Here is a 25161-nt window from a genome sequence, read left to right as displayed (position 1 = left end):
ACGGCCTCATTTCTCGCTGCCGTCCAGATCAGATGCATCGCTCTCTGGGCTAAAATCTTGTGACGACACTATCTAGCATCTGACCTGAAACGGTAGAAGCGCAAGCTTCTACCTGTAAGGAACACACCATGAAAAATGCCCTGTACGCCGGTGTTAATGCCGCCGCATTAACCTCGTTTAACGATGACCTTACCCTCAGCTACGACAAGACGATTGCCCATTGTCATTACCTCTTAAGCAACGGCTGTAACAGCCTGGCCGTGCTGGGCACAACCTCAGAGACGCAATCGTTGAGTCTGGCCGAAAGAGAAACCTTGCTGGAAAAGCTGGTGGAAAGCGGTATCGCCCCGCAAAAAATGCTCCCGGGCGCCGGAGCCTGTGATATCCCTTCTGTCGTGAAGATGTCCCGCCACGCGGCGAAACTGGGCTGTCCGGGCGTGCTGGTACTGCCGCCGTTTTACTACAAAAGTCCGAGCGAAGACGGACTGTTCGATTTTTACAGCGCGCTTGCCGATCAACTGGGCGACGAGGTGAAGCTCTATTTCTACCATTTCCCGCAGCAGACCTCGGTTCCGCTGACGCTGCGCCTGATTGAACGATTGCTGCACCGTTATCCAACGGTGTTTAAAGGCATTAAAGACAGCAGCGCGGATTACGACAACACGCTGGCCCTGATAAACCATTTCTCCGCCGAAGGCTTTGAGGTCTATTCCGGTGCCGATGCGACCTTTGCTCAGGTGGTGAAAGCGGGTGCGGCGGGCTGTATCACCGCAACCACGAATATTGCGTCGCCGTTGACCGCCTTTATCTACAAAAACTATGACAATGCGGACGGTCTGGAAGCGCAGTCCACGTTGGCGCGCCTGCGTAAAATTGTGGCGATGGGTGACACCATTCCGGCGGTGAAAGCTATTCTTGCCCACAAGAGCAATGACGCCAGCTGGGAGAATATTCGCCCGCCGCTGCGTGCGCTTTCTGAGGATGTTAAACGCGATCTGATTACGGCTTATCGCCCGCTGTTCGCCCAATAACCCCTTGTGTCTGGAGAGTAGCAATGGAAATTTCAGGCAAAAAAACCAACGTGCGTTACATGATGCTGGTTTTTATGGGCGTGGCGATGCTGGTCAACTTTATCGACCGGGCAACATTATCGGTCGCCGCTCCAATCATGAGCAAAGAGCTGGGGTTTAGCGCCGCCGACATGGGCTGGGCGTTTTCCGCCTTCGGCTGGTCTTATATGATCTGCCAGATCCCGGGCGGCGTGCTGCTCGACAAGTTTGGCTCACGCATGGTGTACGGCGTGGCGATGGTCGTCTGGTCGGTGTTCACCTTCCTGCAGGGCAGCGTGTACCTGTCCCCGTCCGCGTTTGTCATGCTGTTTGTCTTCCGCCTGCTGATGGGCGCGGCAGAGGCCCCGGCAACTCCGGCGAGCAGCCGTCTGTCGGTACAGTGGTTCCCGGATAAGGAACGTGGCTTCGCCACATCTATTTATCAAACGGCACCCTATGTCGCGCTGGGGGTGTTTACACCGGTGCTTTCATGGGTGATCACACAGCTTAGCTGGCACTACGTGTTCTTTAGCGCAGGCGTACTGGGGGTTATTTTCGGTGCGTTCTGGCTGGCCTTTGTGCGCGATCCGGTGAAGCATAAGTCGATCAACAAAGCGGAACTGGACTACATCCGCGACGGCGGCGGCATCCCGGAACTGGGGTCTAAAGCCCGCGCCGCACAGCCTCCGGTGACCTGGGCTCAGGTGAAGTGGATGTGTGCTAACCGCATGATGATCGGCGTATATATTGGTCAGTTCTGTCTGACCTCGATCACCTGGTTCTTCTTTACCTGGTTCCCGACCTATCTGTATCAGGATAAGGGAATGTCGATAATCAAAGTGGGGCTGGTGGCGGCGATCCCTGCTATCGCCGGGTTTGTCGGTGGCATTGTTGGCGGGATGCTATCGGACTATCTGCTGCGTAAGGGCTACAGCCTGACGTTCTCCCGTAAGCTGCCGATCGTGCTGGGGATGTTGCTCTCATGCTCCATCATCGTGGCGAACTATACCAACTCGATCCCGGTCGTGATTTTTGTGATGAGCCTGTCTTTCTTCTCGAAAGGCTTTGGCAACCTGGGCTGGTGCGTATTGAGCGATACCTCGCCGAAAGAGGTTCTGGGCCTGGCGGGCGGTATCTTCAATACCTTCGGCAATATCGCGGGGGTTCTAACGCCGCTGGTGATTGGCTTTATCATCCAGGCAACAGGATCATTTGACTGGGCGATTATCTATGTTGGCTCGATGGGGATTATCGGCGTGATCGCTTATCTGTTTATCGTGGGCAAGCTGGAACGCATGACGCTGGCACCGGCAGATACCGCGCCAGGGAGCGAACCGATGCCGCATCAGTCCTGATGCGTTCTGCTCTTTGATTTCTCCCGATGCAGCCATGTTATTCACTGACATGGCTGTTTTCGTTACGCTTATTGCACCGGTGCGTTAAACAATCACCACGTCTTTACCCATCTTGTTCAGCGCCGCTTTGTCCTTCTCGCTGATGCCTTCGTCGGTAATCACGCAGTTGATTTTGTCCATCGGCAATACCTGGTTAAACCCGCGGCGATTGAATTTGCTGGCGTCCAGTACGGCCACCACTTTGTGTGCCGCTGCAGCCATCACGCCGCTAATGGAATACCCTTCATTGAAAGTGGTGATGCCGTTGGTGGTGTCGATGCCGTCTGCGCCGACAAACATAAGGTCGGCGCAAATGCCCTGCAAAGAGCGCTCCGCAATGGTGCCGTGCATCGAATGGGTTTTGTGGCGCACCGTGCCGCCGCAGACCACCAGCGTGATGTCTTTGTTGTCGGAGAGGGTAAACGCAGCAGGAAGGCTATTGGTGATGACGGTGATGTTGGCCTTTTTTACCAGCGCCTCTGCAATCAGCATCGTGGTACTTCCGCTATCCAGAATAACTGTCATTCCTTCTTCAATCATGCCGGTTGCCGCCTGGGCGATCCGCTTTTTCGGATCGCTGGCAAGCTTATAGCGGTCTTCCAGCGTTACTTCCTGATTGTCGCTTTCCATCATATGCGTGCCCGGTTTGGCGGCACCACCGTGAAAACGGGTCACCAGACCTTTTTCTTCCAGTAAACGCAGGTCGGCGCGAATCGTCACTTCTGAAATACCAAAGGTATTCGAAAGATCGATAACCAGTACGCTTCCCTGGGCGTTAACCAGATCGACGATTTTGTTCCTTCGTTCAAATGAGTTCATGTTGATTTGCCTGAGAATTAACTCTGGATAGTGTAATCGAAGGATTGTGAAAGTTGAACGCTAACTTTCGAAAGTAAATGTGAGCCAGCTCAGGTTGCTGGCTCCTGCACTTAATCCAGCTGCAGCAGTATTTTTCCCTGCATCGGCGCGCCGTTTAACGCCTGAACTGCCTGGGCATAGCTCTCTGGTCCACCACGATGGGCGATAAGGGGTTCCAGCGTAAGGCGTTTTTCGCTCAACAGACGGGTGGCGGTCACCCATTCTTCTCCTGGCCACGGGCCGGAATAGTTCATCCAACTGCCCAGAATCGTCAACTCCTTACGCAGTATTTGCCCGAAGACGGTGGCAGTCAGCGTCAGGTCATGATGCAACGTGCCAACCAGTGCCAACTGGGCACGCGGACCGGCAATCTCGATCGCCAGCGATACGGTTTGCGGAGCGCCGGCGGTCTCCAGAACAAGCTGGTCAAAGCTATTGTCGGTCAGGTTTTCGAGGATTTGCGCGGCACTCAGTTCGCGGCTGTTAAAGGTGTGCGTCGCTCCGAGGCTTTTTGCCAGCGCTAATTTATCCGGGTTGATATCAATTGCCGTTACGCTTTTCGCCCCCAGTGCCAGCGCACACTGCATGGCCAGCAGACCAATCGTCCCGGCACCGACAATTACCACGTTTTTATCGGCACATCCGCCCGCCAGATGAAATGCGTGCAGACCGACCGTAATGGGTTCGATAAAGGCGCCGTCCTCAATGGCCATTTTTTCTGGCAGGCGAATCAGGTTTGCCCGTCTGACCACCACGTACTCCGCATTGCCGCCGTCGCTTCGTGATCCGACAAACTGGTAGCGTTTGCACAAAGAAAAGTACTGTTTGCGGCATTCCGGGCAATCAAAGCAGGGAAGGAGCGGCACGCAGGCTACAGCGTCGCCCGTCGCGAGGTCGGTCACGCTTTTCCCCATTTCTTCGATATAGCCGCTGAATTCATGCCCCAGGGTAATAGGGTAAAAATGGGCTCCTTTTGCGAAAATACGCGGGATATCAGAACCGCATAACCCGGAACTGACCACTCTGACTTTGACGTCATCGTCATGCTGTAACTGAGGTTCAGGACGTTCTTCAACGCAGACGTTCCCCTCAGCGTGAATAACCACTGATTTCATAACACTCTCCAGGAATGAAAAGGGGAGCGATTGCTCCCCCCAATATCAAGATGTGACGTGCGTTTGTTGCGTCGAGGCGGCGGCTTTTTCCGCGGCCGTGAAATTGCGCGCTCTGCGCCAGGTGAGCAGAACACCAGCGAGATAAATCACGCCAATGACGGTGAAGCCAACGATGTTCTGCCAGGTGAAGAGCTGGATGAGCAGCCAGGTGATCGGGGAGCCGCCCTGGTCCATTGAAGCGACCATGCCTCCGGCTTTCAGCGCACCTGCATTGGCGGCAAGCTGCGTATGGAAGCCGATAGTTTGGGTGGCAATCCACAGGGTGATGCCCATGATAATGACCCCGGAGATCAGCGTGCGGAACAGGTTACCCTGGTGCACGGCAACCGCCATCGCGACAAAGAAACCGATCGTTGCCAGGTCGCCGAACGGCAGTACCTTATTACCCGGTACCAGCACCGCGATCAGGATCGTGAGCGGGATGAAGATCAGGCTGGCAGAGACCACCGAGGTGTGGCCCAGCAGCAGCGCCGGATCGAGGCCAATCAGGAACTCCTGGCTGCCAAATTTCGCCTGCAGGCGTTTGCGTGCATGTTTCGCAATCGGCGTCAGGCCATCCATGATGGGCTTAATTACGCGTGGCATCAGCAGCATAACGGCGGCTGTTTTGACGGCTAACTGCAACACGCCTTTGGTGTCGTAGCCTGCCAGCAGGCCGATCACAATCCCCATAACGAAGCCGACGGTCACCGGCTCACCAAAGGGGCCGAAGCGTTTCTGGATATCATCCGCACTAAAGTGAACGCGGTTGAGTCCTGGGATCTTCTCTATGATCGTGTCGACCAGTACGGCAATCGGGCCGAGGTAAGCCGAGCTGCCGTGTGGAATGGCGATGCCCTCAAGACCGAAGAAATCACGGGTATCCTTCGCAAACCAGTCCCCCAGTTTGTAGACGAAGGCGGCATGCACGACGACACCCAAAATCCCGATCCAGTAAGAACCCGTTGCGATATGCAGCATCGCGCCGGTAAAGGTCATGTGCCAGATATTCCAGATATCGACGTTCACCACGCGGGTCATACGGGTGGCCAGCATCAGCACGTTAACGGCAATCGCCACGGGAATGGCAATCAGCGCAATCTGCGAGGCCCAGGTCATCGGGGATGAGCCCGGCCAGCCGACATCGATAACATGCAGATTAATTTGGAACTGTTCTGCCATGGCTTTTGCCGCCGGGCCGATCGAGTCCAGCATCAGGCCAATGACCAGCCCGATACCGACAAAACCAATCCCGATATGCAGACCGGATTTAAAGCAGTCCCCGAGCTTCATCCCCAATAATTTTGAGAAGATGATGATCACCACCGGCAGCATGACGGTAGGACCTAAGTCGAGGATGTAGCGCATGATTTCGCTAAAGCTAAGCATGACGTCACCCCACAAGAATGGTCAGGATTTTTTGCTGGAGTGCCTCAATGCCGACACCGGAGATGAACGGCATACCGTGGACCACCGGAATGTCGCCGAAGGTACGGTCTACTTTTGCCGTTGTGCAGATAAGATCGACGCCATCCATATAGGTTTCGATCTCATTGACCCTGCATTGCACCAGCTCGACGCTGATGTTATTCGCTTCGCAGAGTTCTTTGATCTCTTCTGCCGCCATTGTAGAGGTGGCGACCGCGCCGCCACAGGCGACGATGACTTTACGTTTCATAGGGTACTCCTTTTATTATCAGTATGTTATGAAGCCTGTTCGCAACTCTCAGGCTCAAGGATCGTTTCCCGAAAAAGCGTTGCCAGGCGATCGGAAGGCGTATTCATCAACGACTCCAGCGCGTTCGGGTTTTGTAGCTCACCAAAAAGGCGGCGCAGGAGCTTAAGCTGTGCCGCAGGGTTCTCAACAATCAGCGCGATGATCAGCGAAACCGCAATCTCGCCGTCATCATCAGCCTGTTGAAAATTCACCGGTTTATCCGGCCGGATAAGATAGATAGCCGCTGACTTTGCATGAATCGCCTCGCAGTGCGGGATTGCTACAGCATGCTGTTCCAGCGCGATCCCGGTGGGGTAATTCGCTTCACGTTCCAGCAATGCCGCAGGGTAAGAATCATGTACGACGCCTTTCGCCAGCATCTCTTCGCCTATATGTGCCAGCACCTGCTGGCACGAGCTAAATTCAATTCCGGTTCGGACAAAAAGTTGACTCATACATTCTCCAGAAATCAGGCTGCTTCTTCGGCGCATCCGTAACGGTAGGCGCGTAATACATCCTGTATTTTGTCATTGATAAGATTCTGCGGCGTCGCGACGATCTCGTTGTGCAATAGACGTTCAAACTGAACGGGCATGTACTGGCTGATTAGCCCCAGCGGCAGCGTAATGGCGCTCAGATTAGCAATAAGTTTCTCTACGCTCTGGCGAATACGCGGATGCGGCCAGTAGTAGCGAATGCGGTCGGACAGGCTGAAATGGATGTCCACCATCGCCTGGCTCCATGTCGGGTGATAATACTTTTTCCAGTAGCCCGGCTCGTTGAGCATCACCTCGTCAATCACTTCCTGAACGCGGCTGCGATTTTCCGGTGCAATCAGTTCATTTTCCATTTGTGCCAGAGCAAAAATGGCTTCACGCAGGGCGAAGGTGAGGGCCGGGCCGACTTTGAGGATGGCAAAGTGATCGCGTACCAGCGCACGATAAGCCTGACGGGACTGATAGTCTGTCGAGTGGGCTTCGTACACCATCGGCGTCTGGCGGATCCAGGCGGAGAGCGCCTCGGCTTCGTGAGGTTGATAGTGAATAATCTGAGTGTGATCAAACTCGACGCCCGGTTGCACTACAATGCCGACAACGCGGGTCATCGCCTCATCCAGCCCAAGTGCATGAAAAGCGACCCGGTGGGCTTCAAGCGTGTTGGCGGCGTCTTCAACGCGGGTCACGTGAACCGTATCAATGCTGCTTGCTTCGCCGCCAGGAACCGGGACTTCGGTGCCGATCACGTAGGTAAGCGATTTTTTCAGCTCATCGCTGGCGGTTTCTTCTGCGGCCTGGCACAGGCGTGCTGCGCGCTCGGCGACAACTTTCGGATCCAATGGGACAGGATCGTCTGCGCAGGACATTGATGCATCAAGGTGGATCTTCGTGAAGCCGGCAGCAACATAGGCCTTGATGAGGTCGACGGATTTTTCCATTGCTGCTTCTGCGGTCTCGTTCTGCCAGCAGTTAGGTCCGAGATGATCGCCGCCTAAAATTAACCTTTCCAGTGGGAACCCCACCTCTTTCGCAATAGTAAAAACAAAATCCCGAAAATCAGCCGGTTTCATCCCGGTGTAGCCGCCAAACTGGTTCACCTGGTTTGATGTCGCTTCAATCAGTACTTTTTTATCGCTATGGGCATCAAAGCGAAGTGCCGCTTCAATTACCATTGGGTGCGCTGAGCAGACTGAGCAGATTCCGAGATGTTCCCCTGCCTTATGGCGGGCAATAATATCTTTCACTTTATCCTCCGGGTTATTTCTGAATTCTTTCAATAATTAGTCAACTGCTTTCACAATTTTCCTTCGCAACCGCAGTCGGCGATCACTTTACGTACCACCTCTTTCATGGCGGCTTTCGCGGGCACCATGTAGTGCCGCGGATCGCTGGCGTCCGGATGTGAAGCGAGGTATGACTTGAGCGCGCCCGAGAAGGCGATTTTCAATTCTGTCGCGACGTTGACTTTACAAATACCCAGGCTGATGGCGCGGCGAATGTCATCCCCAGGCAAACCTGATGCGCCGTGCAGTACCAGCGGGACATTCACACGCTGGCGAATCTCTTCGAGGCGGCCAAAATCGAGTTTGGGGTCGGCGGTATACAGGCCATGGGCGGTTCCGATCGCGACGGCCAGCGAATCGATGCCCGTTTGCTGTACGAATTCAAAGGCTTGGTCTGGGTTGGTATAAAGGGCATCCTTGCCATCTACGACAAGATCGTCCTCCTGCCCGCCCAGACGCCCCAGTTCCGCTTCAACGCTAACGTCATAGCGATGGCAATAGTCGATGACCTTTTTCACCAGCTCAACGTTGGCGGCAAAAGGATGGTGGGAGCCGTCTATCATGACGGAGCGCACGCCAGTTAGAACTTTTCTTTCTATATCAGCAAGTTGTTCGTGATGATCGAGATGTATCGCCAGCGGTTGATTAAAGGTTTTCGCCAGATCGCCAGCGATGGCGACAATGTTGCCTGTACCGGCATAGCTGAATGTACCAGGCGTGCCTGCAACGATCAGAGGAGAACGTAGTTCTGCGGCGGTCTCGATCACCACCTGCAACGTTTCAAGATTGTGGATATTGAATGCCGGGACGGCGTAGCCTTTTTGTTGCGCTTTGTTAAGCATCGCTTTCGTCGAAATGATGTACATCCTGCCTCCGAAACCTTTCGTTTATTTTCTTCGAAAGAATATATAGGGTATCGTAACGTTTTTTTGTGAGTTAAGTCAGAAAAATGAAAGATACGAAAGTGAAAGGAGGTTTTCGAAAGTGGCGGGGGGGGTAGAGAAGTGGCAAAACAAAGAACAAGAAAAGGACAAAAGAAGAGCAAAAAAAAGCATGGCCTAAGCCATGCTAATAATACGATGAGATTTTTATAATGATGAATCAAGTCACCGGAGCCGGGTTGAACACAGCCAGTTGGTTGTGCAGACCCCATTGATCCGAGAAGGTTTTCTTACGGCCGCTTGCGACATCCAGAATGAAGTGGAACAGTTTCCAGCCCACATCCTCGATAGTCTCGTCGCCCGTTGCGATAGTCCCTGCGTTGATATCCATCAGGTCGAACCAACGGTTTGCCAGTTCAGTACGGGTCGCCATCTTGATAACCGGCACGGCCATCAGACCGTACGGTGTACCGCGACCGGTGGTGAAGACCTGCACGGTGATACCGGAAGCCACCTGCTGCGTACCACAGACGAAGTCGCTCGCTGGCGTGGCTGCGTAAATCAGACCACGTTTGGTCGGACGCTGGCCCGGAGAGAGCACTTCAACAATGGCGCTTTTGCCGGATTTGGCGATAGAGCCGAGGGCTTTTTCCACCACGTTAGCCAGGCCGCCTTTTTTGTTCCCCGGAGACGGGTTAGCGCTGCGGTCAGTTTTACCCATGTCCAGGTAGTTATCGTACCAGGCCATTTCTTCGAGCAGGCGTTTGCCTACTTCTTCGGTTTCTGCACGCGGTGTCAGCAGGTGGATAGCATCACGTACTTCGGTCACTTCGGAGAACATGACGGTCGCACCACAGCGTACGAACAGGTCGGATGCATAACCGACTGCCGGGTTCGCGGTTACACCGGAGAACGCATCGCTACCACCACACTGGGTGCCAACAACCAGTTCAGACGCCGGGCAGGTTTCGCGTTTACGTTCGTTCAGTTTTGCCAGGTGACGTTCTGCCACTTGCAGAATGTCGTCAACCATTGAGCGGAAGCCAACATGGTGCTCATCCTGCAGACGGACGATGCTCGCGCTGTCTACCGGAATGGCTTTCACATCTTCGGTACCCTGCAGCAGACGTTCTGGCTGCAGTTTTTCACAGCCCAGACCGATCACCATCACTTCGCCACCGAAGTTCGGGTTCAGCGAAATGTTGTGGATGGTACGGATAGGCACCACGGCTGCCGGTGCGTTGATCGCTACGCCACAGCCGTACAGGTGGTTCAGACCGACCACGCCATCGACGTTCGGGTATTTCGGCAGCAGGTCGCGTTCAATAATTTTCACGACATAGTCAACCACGCCCGCCACGCAGTGCACACTGGTGGTGATGCCGAGGAGATTTTTGGTACCAACGCTGCCATCGGCGTTGCGGTAGCCTTCAAAGGTGTAACCTTCGAGCGGCGGCAACGGCTCAGGCACTTTTGTCGCCAGCGGAAGGGTGTTCAGCGGCGGTGCTTTCGGTAATTCAACGGTGGATTCATCAATCCAGCTGCCGCGCGCAATATCACGCACCGCATAGCCGATGACTTCACCGTAACGAACGATTTCACCGTGATGAGGAATATCTACCAACGCAACTTTATGGCCTTGCGGGATATGCTCGATTAACTCGAGACCATCCGGAAAACGGGTGCCCGCTTTTAATCCATTGTCATTGACGATGATAGCGACATTGTCGGTGTCGTGTACTTTAATATAAAACGCCGTAGGCGACTGCTGTCTAATTTCAATGTCGGCCATTGTCAAGTAATCTCCAGCTAACTATACGATGCATTACTCAAAAAAAGAAAGAGGGGACGTTCTGTAATTATCAGAAAATTAAAACCTCGTTTGATGAAATAATAATGTCAGGAGTTTGAATATTAAAGTGTGATCTAAATCACTTATTTTCGTGATTAGCCGCCCTGTAAGGATGGGAATTGCCAGATCTGTGCATCAGCGCCCAGGCATGTGTGCATATGCTCAAAATATTCTTTTAAACCCACGTCAGAATTGAGCATCACTCCAGTGCGTGGCCAGTTGGCGGTGATTATACTGAGCGGTAATAAAATACAAACATGCCATTACCTGATATTACGCTTCGAAAGCTTATTTTAATAAGTCGGGTAAGTTACACATTAAAAAAATTATATTTGTAAAATTAAGCCGTGCCCGAGGAAAAACATATGTCTGTACAAAATTCAATTGAAGTAAAAAGGGGAATACCAACCCGATATTTAATTCTGCTGATTATCTTTATTGTAACAGCAATTAACTATGCGGACCGTGCGACGCTCTCCATTGCGGGAACGGAAGTGGCCAAAGAGCTGCAGCTTGACTCGGTATCAATGGGTTACATCTTCTCTGCGTTTGGCTGGGCCTACCTGCTGATGCAGATTCCGGGCGGTTGGTTACTTGACCGTTTTGGTTCGAAAAAAGTTTACACCTATAGCCTGTTTTTCTGGTCGCTCTTTACCTTCATGCAAGGTTTTGTCGACATATTCCCGATAGCATGGGCCGGTATCTCCATGTTTATCATGCGCTTTATGCTGGGCTTCTCCGAAGCACCGTCCTTCCCGGCCAATGCCCGTATCGTGGCGGCCTGGTTCCCGGCAAAAGAGCGCGGTACCGCTTCGGCGATTTTTAACGCGGCGCAGTATTTTTCGCTCGCACTGTTCTCACCACTGCTGGGTTATCTGACCTTTGCCTGGGGCTGGGAGCACGTGTTTACCGTGATGGGTGGTCTGGGCTTCGTACTGACCGCAATTTGGGTTAAGTACATGCATAACCCGACTGACCATCCGCGTATGAGTCGTGAAGAACTGGATTACATCTCTGCCAATGGTGCAGTGGTGGATATGGACCACAAGAAAGCCGACGATGGCCAAAAAGGTCCGAAACTGGATTACATCAAGCAGCTGTTATCCAGTCGTATGATGCTCGGCGTGTTCTTTGGTCAGTACTTCCTGAACACAATTACATGGTTCTTCCTGACCTGGTTCCCGATTTACCTGGTACAGGACAAGGGCATGTCGATTTTGAAAGTGGGTTTTGTCGCGTCCATCCCGGCCCTGTGTGGCTTTGGTGGTGGGGTGTTGGGCGGTCTGTTCTCTGACTACCTGATCAAACGTGGTTGCACCCTGACCATGGCGCGTAAACTCCCAATCGTACTGGGGATGTTGTTGGCTTCCAGCATCATTCTGTGTAACTACACCGACAACACCGTGCTGGTTATCGCATTGATGGCACTGGCGTTCTTCGGTAAAGGTTTCGGCGCGTTGGGCTGGCCGGTTATCTCCGATGTCGCACCGAAAGAAATTGTTGGTCTGTGCGGCGGCGTGTTTAACGTGTTTGGTAATGTGGCATCGATCGTGACCCCGCTGGTGATTGGGTACATGGTCAAAGAGTTGCATTCGTTCAATGGGGCGCTGATCTTTGTTGGCTGCTCGGCCCTGATGATGATGGTGTGCTACCTGTTTGTGGTAGGCGACATCAAACGTATGGAATTGAAAAAGTAAGCAACGGCTTAAAAAATTAAGGTGCAAAAGATGAGTAACGATATCTTCCCGAACAAATTTAAAGCTGCACTGGCGGCGAATCAGGTTCAGATCGGTTGTTGGTCGGCGCTGGGTAGTCATATCAGCACTGAGGTTCTGGGTCTGGCAGGTTTTGACTGGTTGCTGCTGGACGGTGAACACGCCCCGAATGACGTGCTCTCTTTTGTACCGCAGTTGATGGCGCTGAAAGGCAGTGCCAGCGCACCGGTGGTACGTATCCCGACGAACGATCCGATTGTGATCAAACGTCTGCTGGATATTGGTTTCTACAACTTCCTCGTACCGTTCGTTGAAACGGCAGAAGAAGCCGCGAATGCGGTTGCTGCAACCCGTTATCCGCCAGAAGGTATCCGCGGCGTGTCTGTTTCTCACCGCGCCAACATGTTCGGTACCGTGCCGGATTACTTCGCGCAGTCGAACAAAAATATCACCATCATCGTGCAGATCGAATCTCAGGAAGGCGTGGATAACCTCGACGCTATCCTCGAAACCGACGGCGTTGACGGCGTATTCGTCGGCCCGAGCGACCTGGCGGCAACCCTGGGTTACATCGGTAATGCGGCGCATCCGGAAGTTCAGCGCACCATTCAACACATTTTTGCTCGTGCGAAAGCTCACGGCAAACCGAGCGGTATCCTGGCACCTGTTGAAGCAGATGCTCGCCGTTATCTGGAATGGGGTGCGACCGTTGTTGCTGTCGGCAGCGACCTGGGCGTGTTCCGTGCGGGTACGCAGAGACTGGCAGACACCTTTAAAAAATAATCACACCACCATTGGATAAAGAGAGAGACGCAATTATGACGATGAAAGTTGGTTTCATTGGCCTGGGCATCATGGGTAAACCAATGAGTAAAAACCTCATTAAAGCAGGTTACTCACTGGTGGTCTCCGACCGCAATAAAGACGTCGTTGCCGAGCTGATTGCCGCGGGTGCTGAAGCTGCCGATAGCGCAAAAGCCATTGCAGAACAGTGTGATGTGATCATCACCATGCTGCCAAATTCCCCGCACGTGAAAGAAGTTGCGCTGGGCGAAGGCGGCATCATCGAAGGTGCTAAAGCGGGTACTGTTCTGATCGACATGAGCTCCATCGCTCCGCTGGCCAGCCGTGAAATCAGCGAAGGCCTGAAAGCAAAAGGCATCGAAATGCTGGACGCACCGGTAAGCGGCGGCGAACCGAAAGCTATCGACGGCACTCTGTCCGTGATGGTTGGCGGTGACAAAGCGCTGTTCGACAAATACTACGATCTGCTCAAAGCCATGGCGGGTTCCGTTGTTCACACCGGCGATATCGGTGCCGGTAACGTCACCAAACTGGCTAACCAGGTCATCGTGGCACTGAACATCGCTGCCATGTCCGAAGCACTGTCTCTGGCAACCAAAGCGGGCGTTAACCCGGAGCTGGTGTTCCAGGCAATTCGTGGTGGTCTGGCTGGTAGCACCGTGCTGGAAGCAAAAGCACCGATGGTTCTGGGTCGCAACTTCAAACCGGGTTTCCGTATCGATCTGCACATCAAAGACCTGGCTAACGCCCTGGATACCTCTCATGGCGTAGGTGCGCAGCTGCCGCTGACTGCCGCAGTCATGGAAATGATGCAGGCGCTGCGTGCTGATGGCCACGGTAGTGACGACCACAGCGCCCTTGCGTGCTACTACGAAAAACTGGCGAAAGTAGAAATCTCTCGCTAATAAGAAGGGCGCGGGACCGCGCCCTGAATTTCTTATGCATCAACACCTTGCAGGTAAAACACACGGCGACGTGTGTGGCCTGTGGGGTGAAATGAATGCCTTGCGCGGCAATGTCAGGCTAATCAACTATGAAAATCGTAATCGCCCCAGACTCTTATAAAGAAAGCCTTTCTGCTACAGAAGTAGCTCAGGCGATAGAAAAAGGATTTCGGGAAATTTTTCCTGATGCTCAATACGTTTCAGTTCCGGTCGCAGACGGCGGTGAGGGAACGGTTGAAGCCATGATTGCCGCCACAAAAGGTACGCAGCACTCAGCTTGTGTCACCGGTCCATTAGGTGAAGAAGTCAATGCATGTTGGGGTATGTCCGGCGACGGTAAAACAGCCTTTATCGAAATGGCAGCCGCCAGCGGTCTGGCACTTGTGCCCCCTGAATTACGAAACCCTCTAATCACCACTTCGCGCGGCACCGGGGAACTTATTTTGCATGCGCTGGAACATGGGGCAAAAAACATTATTATCGGCATCGGCGGCAGCGCGACCAATGACGGCGGGGCGGGTATGGTACAGGCGCTTGGCGCAAAACTGTGCGATGCCAACGGCACCGAAATCGGTAACGGCGGCGGCAGTCTGATAAGCCTGAACGCAATTGATATATCCGGGCTTGATCCGCGTCTGAGCGATTGTGCTATCCGCGTGGCGTGTGACGTGACCAATCCGCTGACGGGTGAAAAAGGTGCATCGCGTATCTTTGGACCACAAAAAGGCGCGACGGAAGAGTTGATTGTTGAGCTGGACCGTAACCTCGGCCACTACGCCGACGTGATTAAAAAATCACTGCATGTCGATGTGAAAAACGTACCGGGTTCCGGTGCGGCGGGCGGTATGGGTGCTGCGCTGATGGCATTCCTCGGCGCGGAATTGCGTAGCGGTATTGAAATCGTCACCCAGGCGTTGAATCTGGAAGAGCATATCCACGATTGTACGCTGGTGGTCACCGGCGAAGGTCGTATCGACAGCCAGAGTATCCACGGTAAAGTGCCGGTGGGCGTGGCAAACGTGGCGAAAAAATACCACAAGCCGGTGATTGGTATTGCCGGGAGTCTGACGCGCGATGTGGGCGTTGTGCACCAGTATGGTATCGACGCGGTATTCAGCGTTCTGACCAGCATTGGTACGCTGGAAGAGGCGTTTCGCGGTGCATTTGACAATATTTATCGTGCTTCTCGCAACATTGCGGCCACCTTACAGGTTGGCATGTCTACTGAGGGGTGACATCGACGCGCAAACCCTCTATACTGCGCGCCGAAGCTGACCAGACAGTCGCCGCTTCGTCGTCGTCCTCCTTCGGGGGAGACGGGCGGAGGGGAGGAAAGTCCGGGCTCCATAGGGCAGGGTGCCAGGTAACGCCTGGGGGGTGTAACAGCCCACGACCAGTGCAACAGAGAGCAAACCGCCGATGGCCCACGCAAGTGGGATCAGGTAAGGGTGAAAGGGTGCGGTAAGAGCGCACCGCGCGGCTGGTAACAGTCCGTGGCACGGTAAACTCCACCCGGAGCAAGGCCAAATAGGGGTTCACAAGGTACGGCCCGTACTGAACCCGGGTAGGCTGCTTGAGCCAGTGAGCGATTGCTGGCCTAGATGAATGACTGTCCAACGACAGAACCCGGCTTATCGGTCAGTTTCGATCTTTTCAGGTAAAAACCCGCTTCGGCGGGTTTTTGCTTTTCTGAGCCGCCTAAAAATTTGCACGATCTTTCCCCTCTCCCCGGTGGCACTGCGTTTACCGGGGCTACGGCCTGCCTGACGCGGCCGAAGATTTGCACCGTCTTCCCCTTCGCCCCTTTGGGGAGAGGGCCGGAGTGAGAGGAAACCGCCCGCACACTCCCATTTCCGGTAGCTACCGGCAACCCGCCGTTGCATCTCGCGCTAACAATGCTCTACTGAGTGCTGGAAAACACACACAGGACGCATCGAACGTGAGCTCACACCCAATACGGCAAATCATCGAAGCCTGCGACAAGGCAATCACCGAGAAAGATTACGACGCCCTGATGACCTATTACGCAGAAGACGCTGCGCTGGTCATTAAGCCCGGGATGATTGCCAAAGGGAAAGAGAACATCCGCAAAGCCTTTATTGCCATCGCGGACTATTTCCAGGGAAGCCTGGTGGTAGAACAAGGGGAGATGCAGGTTGTTGAAGGTGCCGACAACGCGCTGGTTATTATGGAAACCCGGCTGCGCTACCCGGATGGACAAGGCGGGACGGTTGAAACCACCCGTCGCGCAACCTATGTTTTTCGCCTCACGCCGGACAGCGGTTGGCTGTGTACGGTCGATAACTCTTACGGCACTTCGCTGCTTGATGGCGAACCTGCCTGAGACGACGTCAGCCGGTAGCCATCGGACTATCCGACTGACATGCTGGCTTAGATACCAATAGGCTGATAGCCCTGCCATTCCGGCTTAAAATGCGTCCCGGTGTTGTCTGGCGTCAGATGAAGATACAGATCGCCGACCTTTTCCAGCAGCAGGCAGTCATCCACCTCTTTCAGGTTATCTTTGTGCTGCTGTGATGCGCCGATGAGCAACGAGGCGAGCCCTTTCGCTTTCGCCTCTGCCACATCACTGGCGACGAACAGATCAAAAGCATGCAGTTCTGCCAGGGTATCCGGGTGATAGGCGCCCGCATTTACAAAATAGAGTCGTGGAGAGGATGCCTGCGGCTTCTCGGGCTTGAGTTCGATGCGATATCCATCGGCCCAGCAGATACGCGCATAGCCATCGATATGGATTTTATCTTTATCCCCATACCAGACTTCCCGGAGTGTCGGCCAGGCATCTTGCGGCTCGCGGGCCGCGACAAACTGGATATCGTGCACTTCGATGTTGGACTTACCCGCATTCCCGCCAATATAGAACATATACAGATACATCACTCGCTCCTTCTTTTATCTTTGTAAACGCAGCATATTTCAGCATCGCTGTATATTTTTGTATATAGCGATATGTGCAAACGACGAATAAGAGGGGGGGATGTGCAGGATAGATAAACCCCGGCATATGCCAGGGTTATCGTTACGCGGCTTCGTCTTCTTCTGCCAGACGGACTTGTGCGTCAGCAACGATGGCTTCGAGTTCGGTTAACATCTCGTCATAACCGAATGCAGATGCTGTCTTCTCAAAGGCAGGTTGCTGGGATGCAACGCTCTCTGGCGCGCTCTCTTTTTTAACGCTTTTTTTGCTCACTGACCTACTCCGTAAAACTCACGTACTTACACTGGTAAATCTATCAGTAAAGCGCGTAACGGCGTGTCGGCGACTAACGTTATGTTAGCCTCATCACGAATAAAAGCACCGTCACCGCAGGTCAGCGCTTCCCGCGACTCGCACGGCATCACCGCGTGCACCGTACCGTGAATCGACTGCAGATAGGCGCGAGGCCCATGCAGTTGAAACGTCAGCTCTTCACCTTTTTCCAGCTCGATATGATGCAACCACACTTGCTGGCGTAATTGCAGGCTGTCCTGGCTGCCGTCCGGAGACGCCAGAAGCTGGCGAGCCTGATCGGCAATTGTCACCTTCTGCACCGCCGGATTTTCACGTTCCGGGCAGGCATCCAGCCACAACTGCATACGTGTCAGTGGCTTATCTTTGCTCAGGTTATGTTCGCTATAGCTAATACCTGGCTGAGTCGCAATGAGCAACGCTTCGCCCGCTTTCGCCTGAATATGGTTACCTTCGCTGTCGCGGTATTCGGCTTCGCCGTCCAGAATCAGGTTCAGAATGTCGACTTTCGGGTAGGTACGCGGCTGGAACGAGGCTCCAGGCGCCAGCACTTCCTGGTTTAACACGCGCAGGGAGGCATAGCCCAAAAGTTTCGGGTCAAAGTAATGTCCAAAGGAAAAGGTGTAGCGGGCCTGCAGCCAGCCGAAGTCCGCTTGTCCACATTGTTTGGCTGTTCTGGTAGTAATCATAGTTCTTGACCTCTCTTTACACTAAATCAATGGTAAAGGTATGGACGCTGCATTGTTAGCCAGATATTCTGCCCGGTATGTTCAAATTTCCTGAATGAGAACAATAATGGCGAAAGAAAGGGCACTGACGCTGGAAGCGTTACGCGTCATGGACGCAATTGACCGTCGTGGTAGCTTCGCTGCCGCGGCGGATGAACTGGGGCGCGTACCCTCTGCACTCAGTTACACCATGCAGAAACTGGAAGAAGAACTGGACGTTGTTCTGTTTGACCGCTCAGGCCATAGAACGAAGTTTACTAATGTGGGGCGTATGCTGCTGGAGCGAGGGCGTGTTCTGCTCGAAGCGGCTGACAAACTGACCACCGATGCCGAAGCGCTGGCGCGGGGTTGGGAAACGCACCTTACGCTGGTCACCGAAGCGCTGGTGCCAACGCCGGAGCTTTTTCCGCTTATCGATAAACTGGCGGTGAAAGCCAACACGCAACTCTCGATCATCACCGAAGTTCTGGCAGGGGCCTGGGAGCGGCTGGAGCAGGGGCGTGCGGACATTGTGATTGCGCCGGATATGCATTTCCGCTCTTCGTCGGAAATCAACTCCCGCAAGCTGTATAAGGTTCTGAACGTCTATGTTGCGGCACCTGACCATCCGATTCACCACGAACCGGAACCGCTGTCTGAGGTTACGCGCGTGAAATATCGCGGTGTGGCTGTTGCGGATACCGCGCGAGAGCGTCCTGTGCTGACGGTACAGCTGCTGGACAAACAGCCGCGTCTGACGGTCAGTACGATTGAAGATAAGCGTCAGGCATTGCTGGCGGGTCTGGGCGTGGCGACCATGCCGTATCCGTTGGTTGAACAGGATATCGCAGAAGGGCGTTTACGGGTGGTCAGCCCGGAATACACCAGTGAAGTGGATATCATCATGGCCTGGCGTCGTGACAGCATGGGCGAAGCGAAAGCCTGGTGTCTGCGCGAAATTCCCAAACTCTTCTCCGGTAAGTAATCCTCCCGGTAGCACCCTTTAAGGAAACGCTTTTGGCTCCGGCCCGAAGCGGTTTTCTTCGGGGGTGCTGCGTTGGCTCCAGAAGGCCAACAGCATCAACCAACCCAGAACGGGAATACACCATAGCCACAGCCATTTGGCTGTGCGATCGGTATCGTGTAAGCGACGTGACTGAACGGCAAGGGACGGCAGGAAAACCAGCGCCACGTAGATCAGGCTTAGCAGGCCAATACCGCCGGTGCGCCAGCCCAGGATTTTATCGACCACGATGAGTACGCCAGAGAGGATGATGTTGACCAGCGTAAACATCCAGAACTCCCGGCGATGCGCGCGGCCGCGGAAGAGGACGTAGTTGCTCAGCACTTTGAAATACCAGTCCATTCTCTACCTCGAAAGACGTTCAATTCGTTGTTTTCTCAGCGATCAATGTAAGAATAGACGGCAAAAAAAGAATGCGTGGAATATTTTCGGGCGCAGTGGCTGCGCCCGAAGAGGTTACGCGAAGCGGGTATCGCGACCGTGAGGTTCACTAAGATTTTGCTACGGGCCGATGGAGATAATCCCGGTCGGGTTGATGGTTTTATGGCTGCGATAGTAGTGGGTCCGGATATGGTCAAAATTGACCGTTTCCGCGATGCCCGGCAGCTGATAGATATCGCGCAGGAAACCGTACAGATTGAGATAGTCGCTAATACGGTTCTTGTCGCACTTAAAGTGGGTCACGTACACCGGATCGAAACGGATCAGCGTTGTCCACAGGCGAATGTCCGCTTCGGTTAAGCGATCGCCCGTCAGGTAACGATGCTGCCCCAGAATTTGTTCCAGTCGGGCAAGGGATTCAAAGACCTTTTCCACGGCTTCATCGTAAGCCTGCTGGCTGGTGGCGAAACCGGCTTTGTAGACCCCGTTATTGACGTTGTCGTAGATCCAGCTGTTCAGCTCGTCAATCTGCGCACGCAGTTCGGACGGGTAATAGTCACCGGCACGCGCGCCCTGCGCATCAAACGCCGTATTGAACATGCGAATAATTTCAGCCGATTCATTGCTGACAATAGTGTGGTTCTTCTTGTCCCACAGAACCGGGACGGTCACACGCCCGGTGTAGTGCGGGTCGGCATGCAGATAAAGCTGGTAGAGAAATTCGTGCTGATAGAGCGAGTCGCCTGTTGCTGCTGGAAACGCATCGTCAAAGGTCCAGCCGTTTTCCAGCATCAGTGGGTTCACCACGGAAACCGGTAAAAAGTCTTCCAGGCCTTTTAGCGTGCGCATGATCAGCGTGCGATGTGCCCAGGGACAGGCGAGAGAAACATAAAGGTGGTATCTGTCTTTTTCCGCTGCGAAGCCGCCTTCGCCGGATGGGCTTGGCGCGCCATCGGCGGTAAGCCAGTTACGAAATGCTGAAACTGAACGCTGGAATCGTCCACCGGTTGATTTGGTGTCATACCAGACGCCGTCAATAAGTTGTCCCACGATGCATCCTCCTTTAGATGGCAAAAGCGAGGAGATATCTCCTCGCTTTCTGTCTATTCATTCAGTATAGAGCGCTTACCACTTTTTATTCAGTACGCGGTCAATACTGAACGCGCCCGGACCGGTGATCCCCAGCAGCAGGAAGCCGCCAGCGATGGTCAGGTTTTTCATGAACATCAGAGAATTCACGCCTTCCGCAAAGTTGCTGTGGAAGATAAATGCGGTCAGCAGCGTGAAGCCTGCGGTAATCAGTGCGGTGGTGCGGGTCAGGAAACCGAACAGAATCGCCAGACCGCCGCCGAACTCAAGCAGGATAACCAGCGGCAGCATAAAGCCCGGGACGCCCATGGCTTCCATGTACTGCTGCGTGCCAGCGTAACCGGTGATTTTTCCCCAGCCAGCGGTAATGAACAGGATTGGCATCAGGATACGTGCGACCAGTACACCAACATCTTCTAATTTTTTCATCTTTCTCTCCAGGGAACCACAATGTCTTAATAAGGGAAAATTTCGGCAATTATGGGCGCTTGCCGCATGTTTGCTGTCGATGGAGAGGATATTAAACGGGGAGTGAAAGGATTGTTAGCAAGGAAAACTGTCGAAATTTTTCAAAGATACTGAAGGAGTTAGCAAAAAGGCAGAATCGCCCCGGTCAGCATGATGCCGCCGGGGAGGAGACTAACGCTGCTGATCGAGCGTGGATCGCACCAGACGCCAGACGCTCCACAGGCCCAGCCCACGTTTCGCCCAGCGGATCAGCAGGCTGGGATGACGTACCGACCAGACCGCCATCACGCTGCTGCCAACCAGCGCCCAGAAGCGCAGGCTGAGAAGGGTATTCCAGCCGCGATCGTACACACCGGTGGTTTCCAGCCAGTCGCGACGCGCGGCGGTTAAATCCAGCCGTTGCTGCTGAATTTGGCTGAGCAGCAAGGCTTTGCGCTTGAGACGCTCAGCTTTGTGGCTCATGGTTTATCCTCATCCAATAGCTGGCGGTCATTGGCCAGCTCCTGGCGCGTGTGGCGCAAAATGGTGGACTGGCGGGCTTTGCGCAGCGTCCAGATACCGCCAATCAACGCCAGTACCAGTAGCGCCACGGTTGTGGCGATCATGGCGTCGAGTCGGTATTGCGGATCGATGGCCCAGATAATCAGCACCATCAAACTCATCAGGCCGAACGCGGCGAACAGCATGGTCAAGCCTAACATCATGAGCAACTGGAAGAGGTTTGCTTTTTCCTCTTCCAGCTCGACCACGGCCAGCCGGAGCCGTGTTTCCACCATTTCAACCATGATGGAAACAATGCGCTGCCCAATACCCAGTACGCTTTTGCCCGGTCCTTGCGCGTGTCGTGAATCCGTCATAATCAGCGACGCGACAGAAGCACGCCCAGCACGACGCCAATCGCCGCGCCAATGCCCACGCTGGCCCATGGGTTTTCACGCACATATTCGTCGGTTTTTGCCGCCGCTTCACGGGTCTGACGAGCAATGGCATCGCTCGTTTCGCCCAGGCGATAGCGGCTTTCCTGCAAGGCTTTTTCGGCTTTGCTACGCAGTTTGCTCAACTCTTCTTTTGATTTGTCGCCGGACGTACTCAGCACTTCCTCAAGGGTATCCGCCAGGGATTTCAATTCAGCGCGCAGGTGCTCTGTATTTGCCTCTTTAGACATAGTTTTCTCCAGGTGAGTGAGTGTTAACTTCCATCAAAATCAGTAGTCACGCGCTTCCAGTGCCTTGAGCTCGCTCTCGGCCTCTTTTAGCTTGTGCTCACGTTTGCTTATTTTGTCCGCATCGCCTTTTTGCTTCGCTTTGGCTAAATCTTCGCGACGCTCGGCGACCTCGTCTCTCTGTTTGGCGATTTTGCTCTGGTGTTCCGCACGCAATTTGCTGTCGGAACAGGTGGTGCGAACCTCATGCAGCGCCTTTTTGAGCCCATCAACCCGGTTCTGGTTGTTGTGCTTTTCGGCATAGCCGATTTCACGCGTAATCTCCTGCTCTTTCTCCTGACAGGGAGAGGCCTGGGAAATCGCGCTTACAGATACCAGGGTTAGCGCCAGTGCGATGCGGTATTTCATAGTCGAAACCTTCCTTTGTTGGCTGGCGAAAATAGTACTCGCCAGCATCCAGTGACATAACGTGGACTTTGGTTCCATTAACTCAAGCATAGAACGTTAACGGCGAAAGCACCAAAGTAGGTGAAAAGATTCAGAATCCTGGAAGATTAACCGAATCGATGGGTGGTATCGCGTAAACGCGTCAACCAGGCAGACGTCTGGCTTTCATCATCCTGCAACGCAACGATATAGCCGTGGGGGAGTGTTCTATCCAGCACTTCCTTTGCTGCAGCGCTCTGAGCGCTGGACTCAAATTTGATTAACAGCGTGTCGTTAAGCGGCGTAATGCTTTTAAAATGGATCCCGTTCGCGTCCAGATGGTGCCAGATGGAAAAGCCATCCGGCACGCTCGTGTTTTGCGCAATAGGGCGAATCGCCAGTGTAGATTCGCGGTTTTGCAGTGTCACCCAACCAAAAAACAGCACGCTGAACAGCGCCATCGCGGCGACGCTCATAAACAACCAGCGCAGGAAGGGACGTTGCGATTCCATTATTGACCCCGATTACCGTATTTTTTCTTCCACAGCACCACCAGTGTGCCAACGAGGCCAATCACCAGTAAAGCAACGGGAAGCAACATCAAACAAGACATCAACGCGTCTTCGTATTTACGAAACACCGGCGTTATACCCAGTAAATAACCCAGCGTCGTCAGAATCAGCACCCATAGCAAACCGCTCATCCAGTTGAAAAACTGGAAGCGAGCGTTACTAAGACCCGAGATTCCGGCAATAGTTGGTAACAGGGTGCGAACAAATGCAATAAAACGCCCAATCAGCAGCGCCGAGAGGCCGTGTTTATGAAAAAGGTGGTGCGAACGTTGATGATAATGCGCCGGAAGATGCGATAACCAGTTTTGCACTATTCGCGTATTCCCCAGCCAGCGTCCCTGGATATAGCTCAGCCAGCAGCCCAGACTTGCCGCCGCCGTCAGTAAGGCAACCGTGGGCAGATAACCCATCGCCCCTTTTGCTATCAGCACACCAACCAGCACCAACAGACTGTCGCCCGGGAGGAAAGCGGCCGGAAGCAGGCCATTCTCGAGAAATAAGATGATAAACAACACAAAGTAAAGCATGCCGATCATGGATGGGTTCGCCAGCGTTTCGAAGTCCTGGCTCCAGAGGGCATGAAGTAATTCGCTTAAAAGTTCCATTCAGTGTTCCTGGTACATCGGTTTACGGCACGTCGATTACCTGTAAAACAGCACGGCGACATTATTGATAGAGACATTATGGTCGCTCGTGGCGCATTCAGCAGCCTGACTATCCGGTAACAACGCTGTGAGCAAGCGCTAACTCACGCAGTGGCAAAGTGCGTCCAATTGTAACAAATACCGAAGTTCTGCGGCAGAGAAATTACGCTTTGTCAGAAAATGATTTTGCTTGTCGAAAGGAGGGGTGGCGAGGGTATTTACAAAGGCTGACACTCTATACTTTTTACTGACCCTAAGAGCGACCAGGCGCATCGGAACGGTGCGCCTGAATAAAGAGTCGTTATTTCACGCCATTCGCTGCGGTGTCGAGATGAACCACCGGATTATCAGCAAACATGTAGCGGTCGGCATTGAACTCGAAATCATCGCTGGTTTCGTTAAACAGCATCTGTTTGGTGTTTTCCAGATGTTGCCACATCGCCACTTTGGCCGCATGCGGGTCTTTGCGAATCAGTGCCTTGAGAATCTGGTCGTGATCGTCGCACCAGTTATCCACGGTGCGCAAATCGATATGGTCGTGCAGTTTTTTCCAGTACGGGTTGTGAACACGCTGGGTCCACATTTTTTCAACGATTGCCGCCAGCGCGCTGTTTTGCGTCGCCAGTGCAACCTGCACATGGAATTGTAAATCCCATTCGGAATCGCGGAAGCACTTCTCTTTGCGCGCGTTATCCTGGATTTCCATCAGTTTCATGATGTCCTGCTTGGTCACCTGGGTCGCGGCAAATTCAGCAATGTTACTTTCAATCAACTGACGCGCCTGCAGCAGTTCAAACGGGCCGTAATTGGCAAATTCCAGCGATTCGTCAGGGGCTTGGGTATGACGAGGCTGGTTCGAAATCACATGGATGCCTGAACCTTTACGGACTTCAACATAGCCTTCAACTTCCAGCATGATGATCGCTTCACGAACCACGGTCCGGCTGACGCTTTTTTCGTCTGCAATAAAGCGTTCAGCGGGAAGTTTGTCACCCACAAGATAGACACCCTGCTCGATCCGGCTTTTCAGCTCGGCAGCAAGTTGCTGGTACAAACGACGTGATTCAGTGATTTCCATATGCGCTCCAGGCAAGATAAGGCATTAGTAGATTTGTTATACCACTTTTACGCCATTCTCACCACAACAAGGCACGAAAAAGCCGCCCGAAATGGTGGGCGGCTTTTGAGAAACAACAGTACAAATTAGCGCGTTTACTAGATAGTGTCGTCACAAGATTTTAGCCCAGAGAGCGATGCATCTGATCTGGACGGCAGCGAGAAATGAGGCCG

General features: G+C 53.5%; 29 protein-coding genes and 1 other RNA gene. 9 read left to right on the top strand and 21 right to left on the bottom strand.

The genetic code is table 11. The annotated features are described in order from the left end of the window. The first annotated feature begins 128 nt into the window (after positions 1–128). Both ACSZPU_RS11170 and ACSZPU_RS11165 read left to right on the top strand, forming a co-directional pair. Complete coding sequence (locus ACSZPU_RS11170; RefSeq protein WP_498998584.1) at positions 129–1031, top strand: dihydrodipicolinate synthase family protein; 903 nt, start codon at positions 129–131, stop codon at positions 1029–1031. A 23-nt stretch (positions 1032–1054) separates the two neighbouring features. Continuing rightward, positions 1055–2404 (top strand): MFS transporter, encoded by a 1350-nt coding sequence (locus ACSZPU_RS11165; RefSeq protein ID WP_498998582.1) that lies wholly within the window; start codon positions 1055–1057, stop codon positions 2402–2404. Between the two features lie 84 nt (positions 2405–2488). Here ACSZPU_RS11165 and ACSZPU_RS11160 read toward each other — a convergent pair whose 3' ends face one another. The 8 genes from ACSZPU_RS11160 to garD all read right to left on the bottom strand — a co-directional run bounded on the left by ACSZPU_RS11160 (position 2489) and on the right by garD (position 10625). After that, positions 2489–3262: a DeoR/GlpR family DNA-binding transcription regulator gene (locus tag ACSZPU_RS11160; RefSeq protein ID WP_498998580.1), complete on the bottom strand. Its 774-nt coding sequence runs from the start codon at positions 3260–3262 to the stop codon at positions 2489–2491. A gap of 110 nt (positions 3263–3372) precedes the next feature. Further along, positions 3373–4416 carry a galactitol-1-phosphate 5-dehydrogenase gene (gene gatD / locus ACSZPU_RS11155; protein WP_498998578.1) on the bottom strand — a complete coding sequence of 348 codons (1044 nt, stop codon included), beginning with the start codon at positions 4414–4416 and terminating at the stop codon, positions 3373–3375. A 45-nt stretch (positions 4417–4461) separates the two neighbouring features. Further along, positions 4462–5844, bottom strand: a complete 1383-nt coding sequence (locus ACSZPU_RS11150; RefSeq protein WP_498998576.1) for a galactitol-specific PTS transporter subunit IIC — start codon at positions 5842–5844, stop codon at positions 4462–4464. Positions 5845–5848: 4 nt separating this feature from the next. After that, positions 5849–6133, bottom strand: a complete 285-nt coding sequence (gene gatB, locus ACSZPU_RS11145; protein WP_498998575.1) for a PTS galactitol transporter subunit IIB — start codon at positions 6131–6133, stop codon at positions 5849–5851. Between the two features lie 26 nt (positions 6134–6159). Further along, positions 6160–6627 (bottom strand): PTS galactitol transporter subunit IIA, encoded by a 468-nt coding sequence (gene gatA, locus ACSZPU_RS11140; RefSeq protein ID WP_498998573.1) that lies wholly within the window; start codon positions 6625–6627, stop codon positions 6160–6162. A 14-nt stretch (positions 6628–6641) separates the two neighbouring features. Continuing rightward, positions 6642–7913, bottom strand: a complete 1272-nt coding sequence (gene gatZ, locus ACSZPU_RS11135) for a tagatose-bisphosphate aldolase subunit GatZ (protein ID WP_498998571.1) — start codon at positions 7911–7913, stop codon at positions 6642–6644. Positions 7914–7963: 50 nt separating this feature from the next. Next, the gene (locus ACSZPU_RS11130) at positions 7964–8818 is read right to left on the bottom strand and encodes a tagatose bisphosphate family class II aldolase (RefSeq protein WP_498998568.1); all 855 of its coding nucleotides are present in this window, start codon (positions 8816–8818) and stop codon (positions 7964–7966) included. 235 nt (positions 8819–9053) lie between these two features. Beyond that, entirely contained in the window at positions 9054–10625 is a 1572-nt protein-coding gene (gene garD / locus ACSZPU_RS11125; protein WP_498998567.1) for a galactarate dehydratase, read from the bottom strand. A 425-nt stretch (positions 10626–11050) separates the two neighbouring features. Between garD and ACSZPU_RS11120 the strand changes: the two genes are divergently transcribed. The 6 genes from ACSZPU_RS11120 (at position 11051) to ACSZPU_RS11095 (ending at position 16492) form a co-directional block, all read left to right on the top strand. Next, positions 11051–12382: an MFS transporter gene (locus ACSZPU_RS11120; RefSeq protein ID WP_498998565.1), complete on the top strand. Its 1332-nt coding sequence runs from the start codon at positions 11051–11053 to the stop codon at positions 12380–12382. A gap of 30 nt (positions 12383–12412) precedes the next feature. Next, entirely contained in the window at positions 12413–13183 is a 771-nt protein-coding gene (gene garL, locus ACSZPU_RS11115; RefSeq protein ID WP_498998564.1) for a 2-dehydro-3-deoxyglucarate aldolase, read from the top strand. 35 nt (positions 13184–13218) lie between these two features. Beyond that, a complete protein-coding gene (gene garR, locus ACSZPU_RS11110) occupies positions 13219–14109 on the top strand; it encodes a 2-hydroxy-3-oxopropionate reductase (protein WP_498998562.1) in 891 nt (296 codons plus the stop codon). Positions 14110–14237: 128 nt separating this feature from the next. Beyond that, positions 14238–15383, top strand: coding sequence for a glycerate 2-kinase (garK, locus tag ACSZPU_RS11105; RefSeq protein ID WP_498998560.1), 1146 nt, complete (start codon positions 14238–14240; stop codon positions 15381–15383). Positions 15384–15415: 32 nt separating this feature from the next. Further along, an RNA gene (rnpB, locus tag ACSZPU_RS11100) (RNase P RNA component class A) lies at positions 15416–15798 on the top strand. Between the two features lie 289 nt (positions 15799–16087). Further along, complete coding sequence (locus ACSZPU_RS11095; RefSeq protein ID WP_498998558.1) at positions 16088–16492, top strand: YybH family protein; 405 nt, start codon at positions 16088–16090, stop codon at positions 16490–16492. A 47-nt stretch (positions 16493–16539) separates the two neighbouring features. On the opposite strand, the gene ACSZPU_RS11090 is transcribed toward ACSZPU_RS11095, so the two are convergent. From ACSZPU_RS11090 to ACSZPU_RS11080, 3 genes are all read right to left on the bottom strand, one after another. Further along, a complete protein-coding gene (locus ACSZPU_RS11090; RefSeq protein ID WP_498998556.1) occupies positions 16540–17046 on the bottom strand; it encodes a DUF1543 domain-containing protein in 507 nt (168 codons plus the stop codon). A gap of 142 nt (positions 17047–17188) precedes the next feature. After that, the gene (locus ACSZPU_RS11085; RefSeq protein ID WP_498998553.1) at positions 17189–17359 is read right to left on the bottom strand and encodes a protein YhaL; all 171 of its coding nucleotides are present in this window, start codon (positions 17357–17359) and stop codon (positions 17189–17191) included. Positions 17360–17385: 26 nt separating this feature from the next. Further along, complete coding sequence (locus tag ACSZPU_RS11080; protein WP_498998550.1) at positions 17386–18087, bottom strand: pirin family protein; 702 nt, start codon at positions 18085–18087, stop codon at positions 17386–17388. A 106-nt stretch (positions 18088–18193) separates the two neighbouring features. Here ACSZPU_RS11080 and yhaJ point away from each other — a divergent pair, with 106 nt between their 5' ends. Continuing rightward, entirely contained in the window at positions 18194–19090 is an 897-nt protein-coding gene (gene yhaJ / locus ACSZPU_RS11075; RefSeq protein WP_498998549.1) for a DNA-binding transcriptional regulator YhaJ, read from the top strand. 18 nt (positions 19091–19108) lie between these two features. Here yhaJ and ACSZPU_RS11070 read toward each other — a convergent pair whose 3' ends face one another. The 10 genes from ACSZPU_RS11070 to exuR all read right to left on the bottom strand — a co-directional run bounded on the left by ACSZPU_RS11070 (position 19109) and on the right by exuR (position 24949). Further along, the gene (locus ACSZPU_RS11070; RefSeq protein ID WP_498998547.1) at positions 19109–19471 is read right to left on the bottom strand and encodes a DUF805 domain-containing protein; all 363 of its coding nucleotides are present in this window, start codon (positions 19469–19471) and stop codon (positions 19109–19111) included. Between the two features lie 159 nt (positions 19472–19630). Beyond that, a complete protein-coding gene (locus tag ACSZPU_RS11065; protein WP_498998545.1) occupies positions 19631–20560 on the bottom strand; it encodes a glutathione S-transferase family protein in 930 nt (309 codons plus the stop codon). Positions 20561–20635: 75 nt separating this feature from the next. Then, positions 20636–21028, bottom strand: a complete 393-nt coding sequence (locus ACSZPU_RS11060) for a DoxX family protein (RefSeq protein WP_498998544.1) — start codon at positions 21026–21028, stop codon at positions 20636–20638. A 210-nt stretch (positions 21029–21238) separates the two neighbouring features. Then, a complete protein-coding gene (locus ACSZPU_RS11055) occupies positions 21239–21529 on the bottom strand; it encodes a YqjK-like family protein (protein WP_498998541.1) in 291 nt (96 codons plus the stop codon). Beyond that, entirely contained in the window at positions 21526–21924 is a 399-nt protein-coding gene (locus tag ACSZPU_RS11050) for a phage holin family protein (protein WP_498998540.1), read from the bottom strand. Before ACSZPU_RS11050 ends, ACSZPU_RS11055 begins: the two co-directional genes overlap by 4 nt. Before the next feature lie 2 nt (positions 21925–21926). Next, on the bottom strand, positions 21927–22232 hold the full coding sequence (locus ACSZPU_RS11045) for an ElaB/YgaM/YqjD family protein (RefSeq protein ID WP_498998538.1): 306 nt from the start codon (positions 22230–22232) through the stop codon (positions 21927–21929). 39 nt (positions 22233–22271) lie between these two features. Continuing rightward, positions 22272–22637, bottom strand: a complete 366-nt coding sequence (locus ACSZPU_RS11040) for a DUF1090 domain-containing protein (RefSeq protein WP_498998536.1) — start codon at positions 22635–22637, stop codon at positions 22272–22274. A gap of 146 nt (positions 22638–22783) precedes the next feature. Next, positions 22784–23167, bottom strand: coding sequence for an EnvZ/OmpR regulon moderator MzrA (mzrA, locus tag ACSZPU_RS11035; RefSeq protein WP_498998534.1), 384 nt, complete (start codon positions 23165–23167; stop codon positions 22784–22786). Further along, positions 23167–23832, bottom strand: coding sequence for a DedA family general envelope maintenance protein YqjA (gene yqjA, locus ACSZPU_RS11030; protein WP_498998533.1), 666 nt, complete (start codon positions 23830–23832; stop codon positions 23167–23169). Before yqjA ends, mzrA begins: the two co-directional genes overlap by 1 nt. A 340-nt stretch (positions 23833–24172) precedes the next feature. Further along, the gene (gene exuR, locus ACSZPU_RS11025; RefSeq protein ID WP_498998530.1) at positions 24173–24949 is read right to left on the bottom strand and encodes a transcriptional regulator ExuR; all 777 of its coding nucleotides are present in this window, start codon (positions 24947–24949) and stop codon (positions 24173–24175) included. Positions 24950–25161 lie beyond the last annotated feature (212 nt).

The organism is Phytobacter sp. V69 (assembly GCF_965644215.1).
In the GTDB taxonomy this organism is placed as follows: Bacteria; Pseudomonadota; Gammaproteobacteria; order Enterobacterales; family Enterobacteriaceae; genus Phytobacter.
The sequence above is the reverse complement of the archived record's forward strand: the minus strand, read 5'-3'. Positions and strand labels throughout refer to the sequence as shown.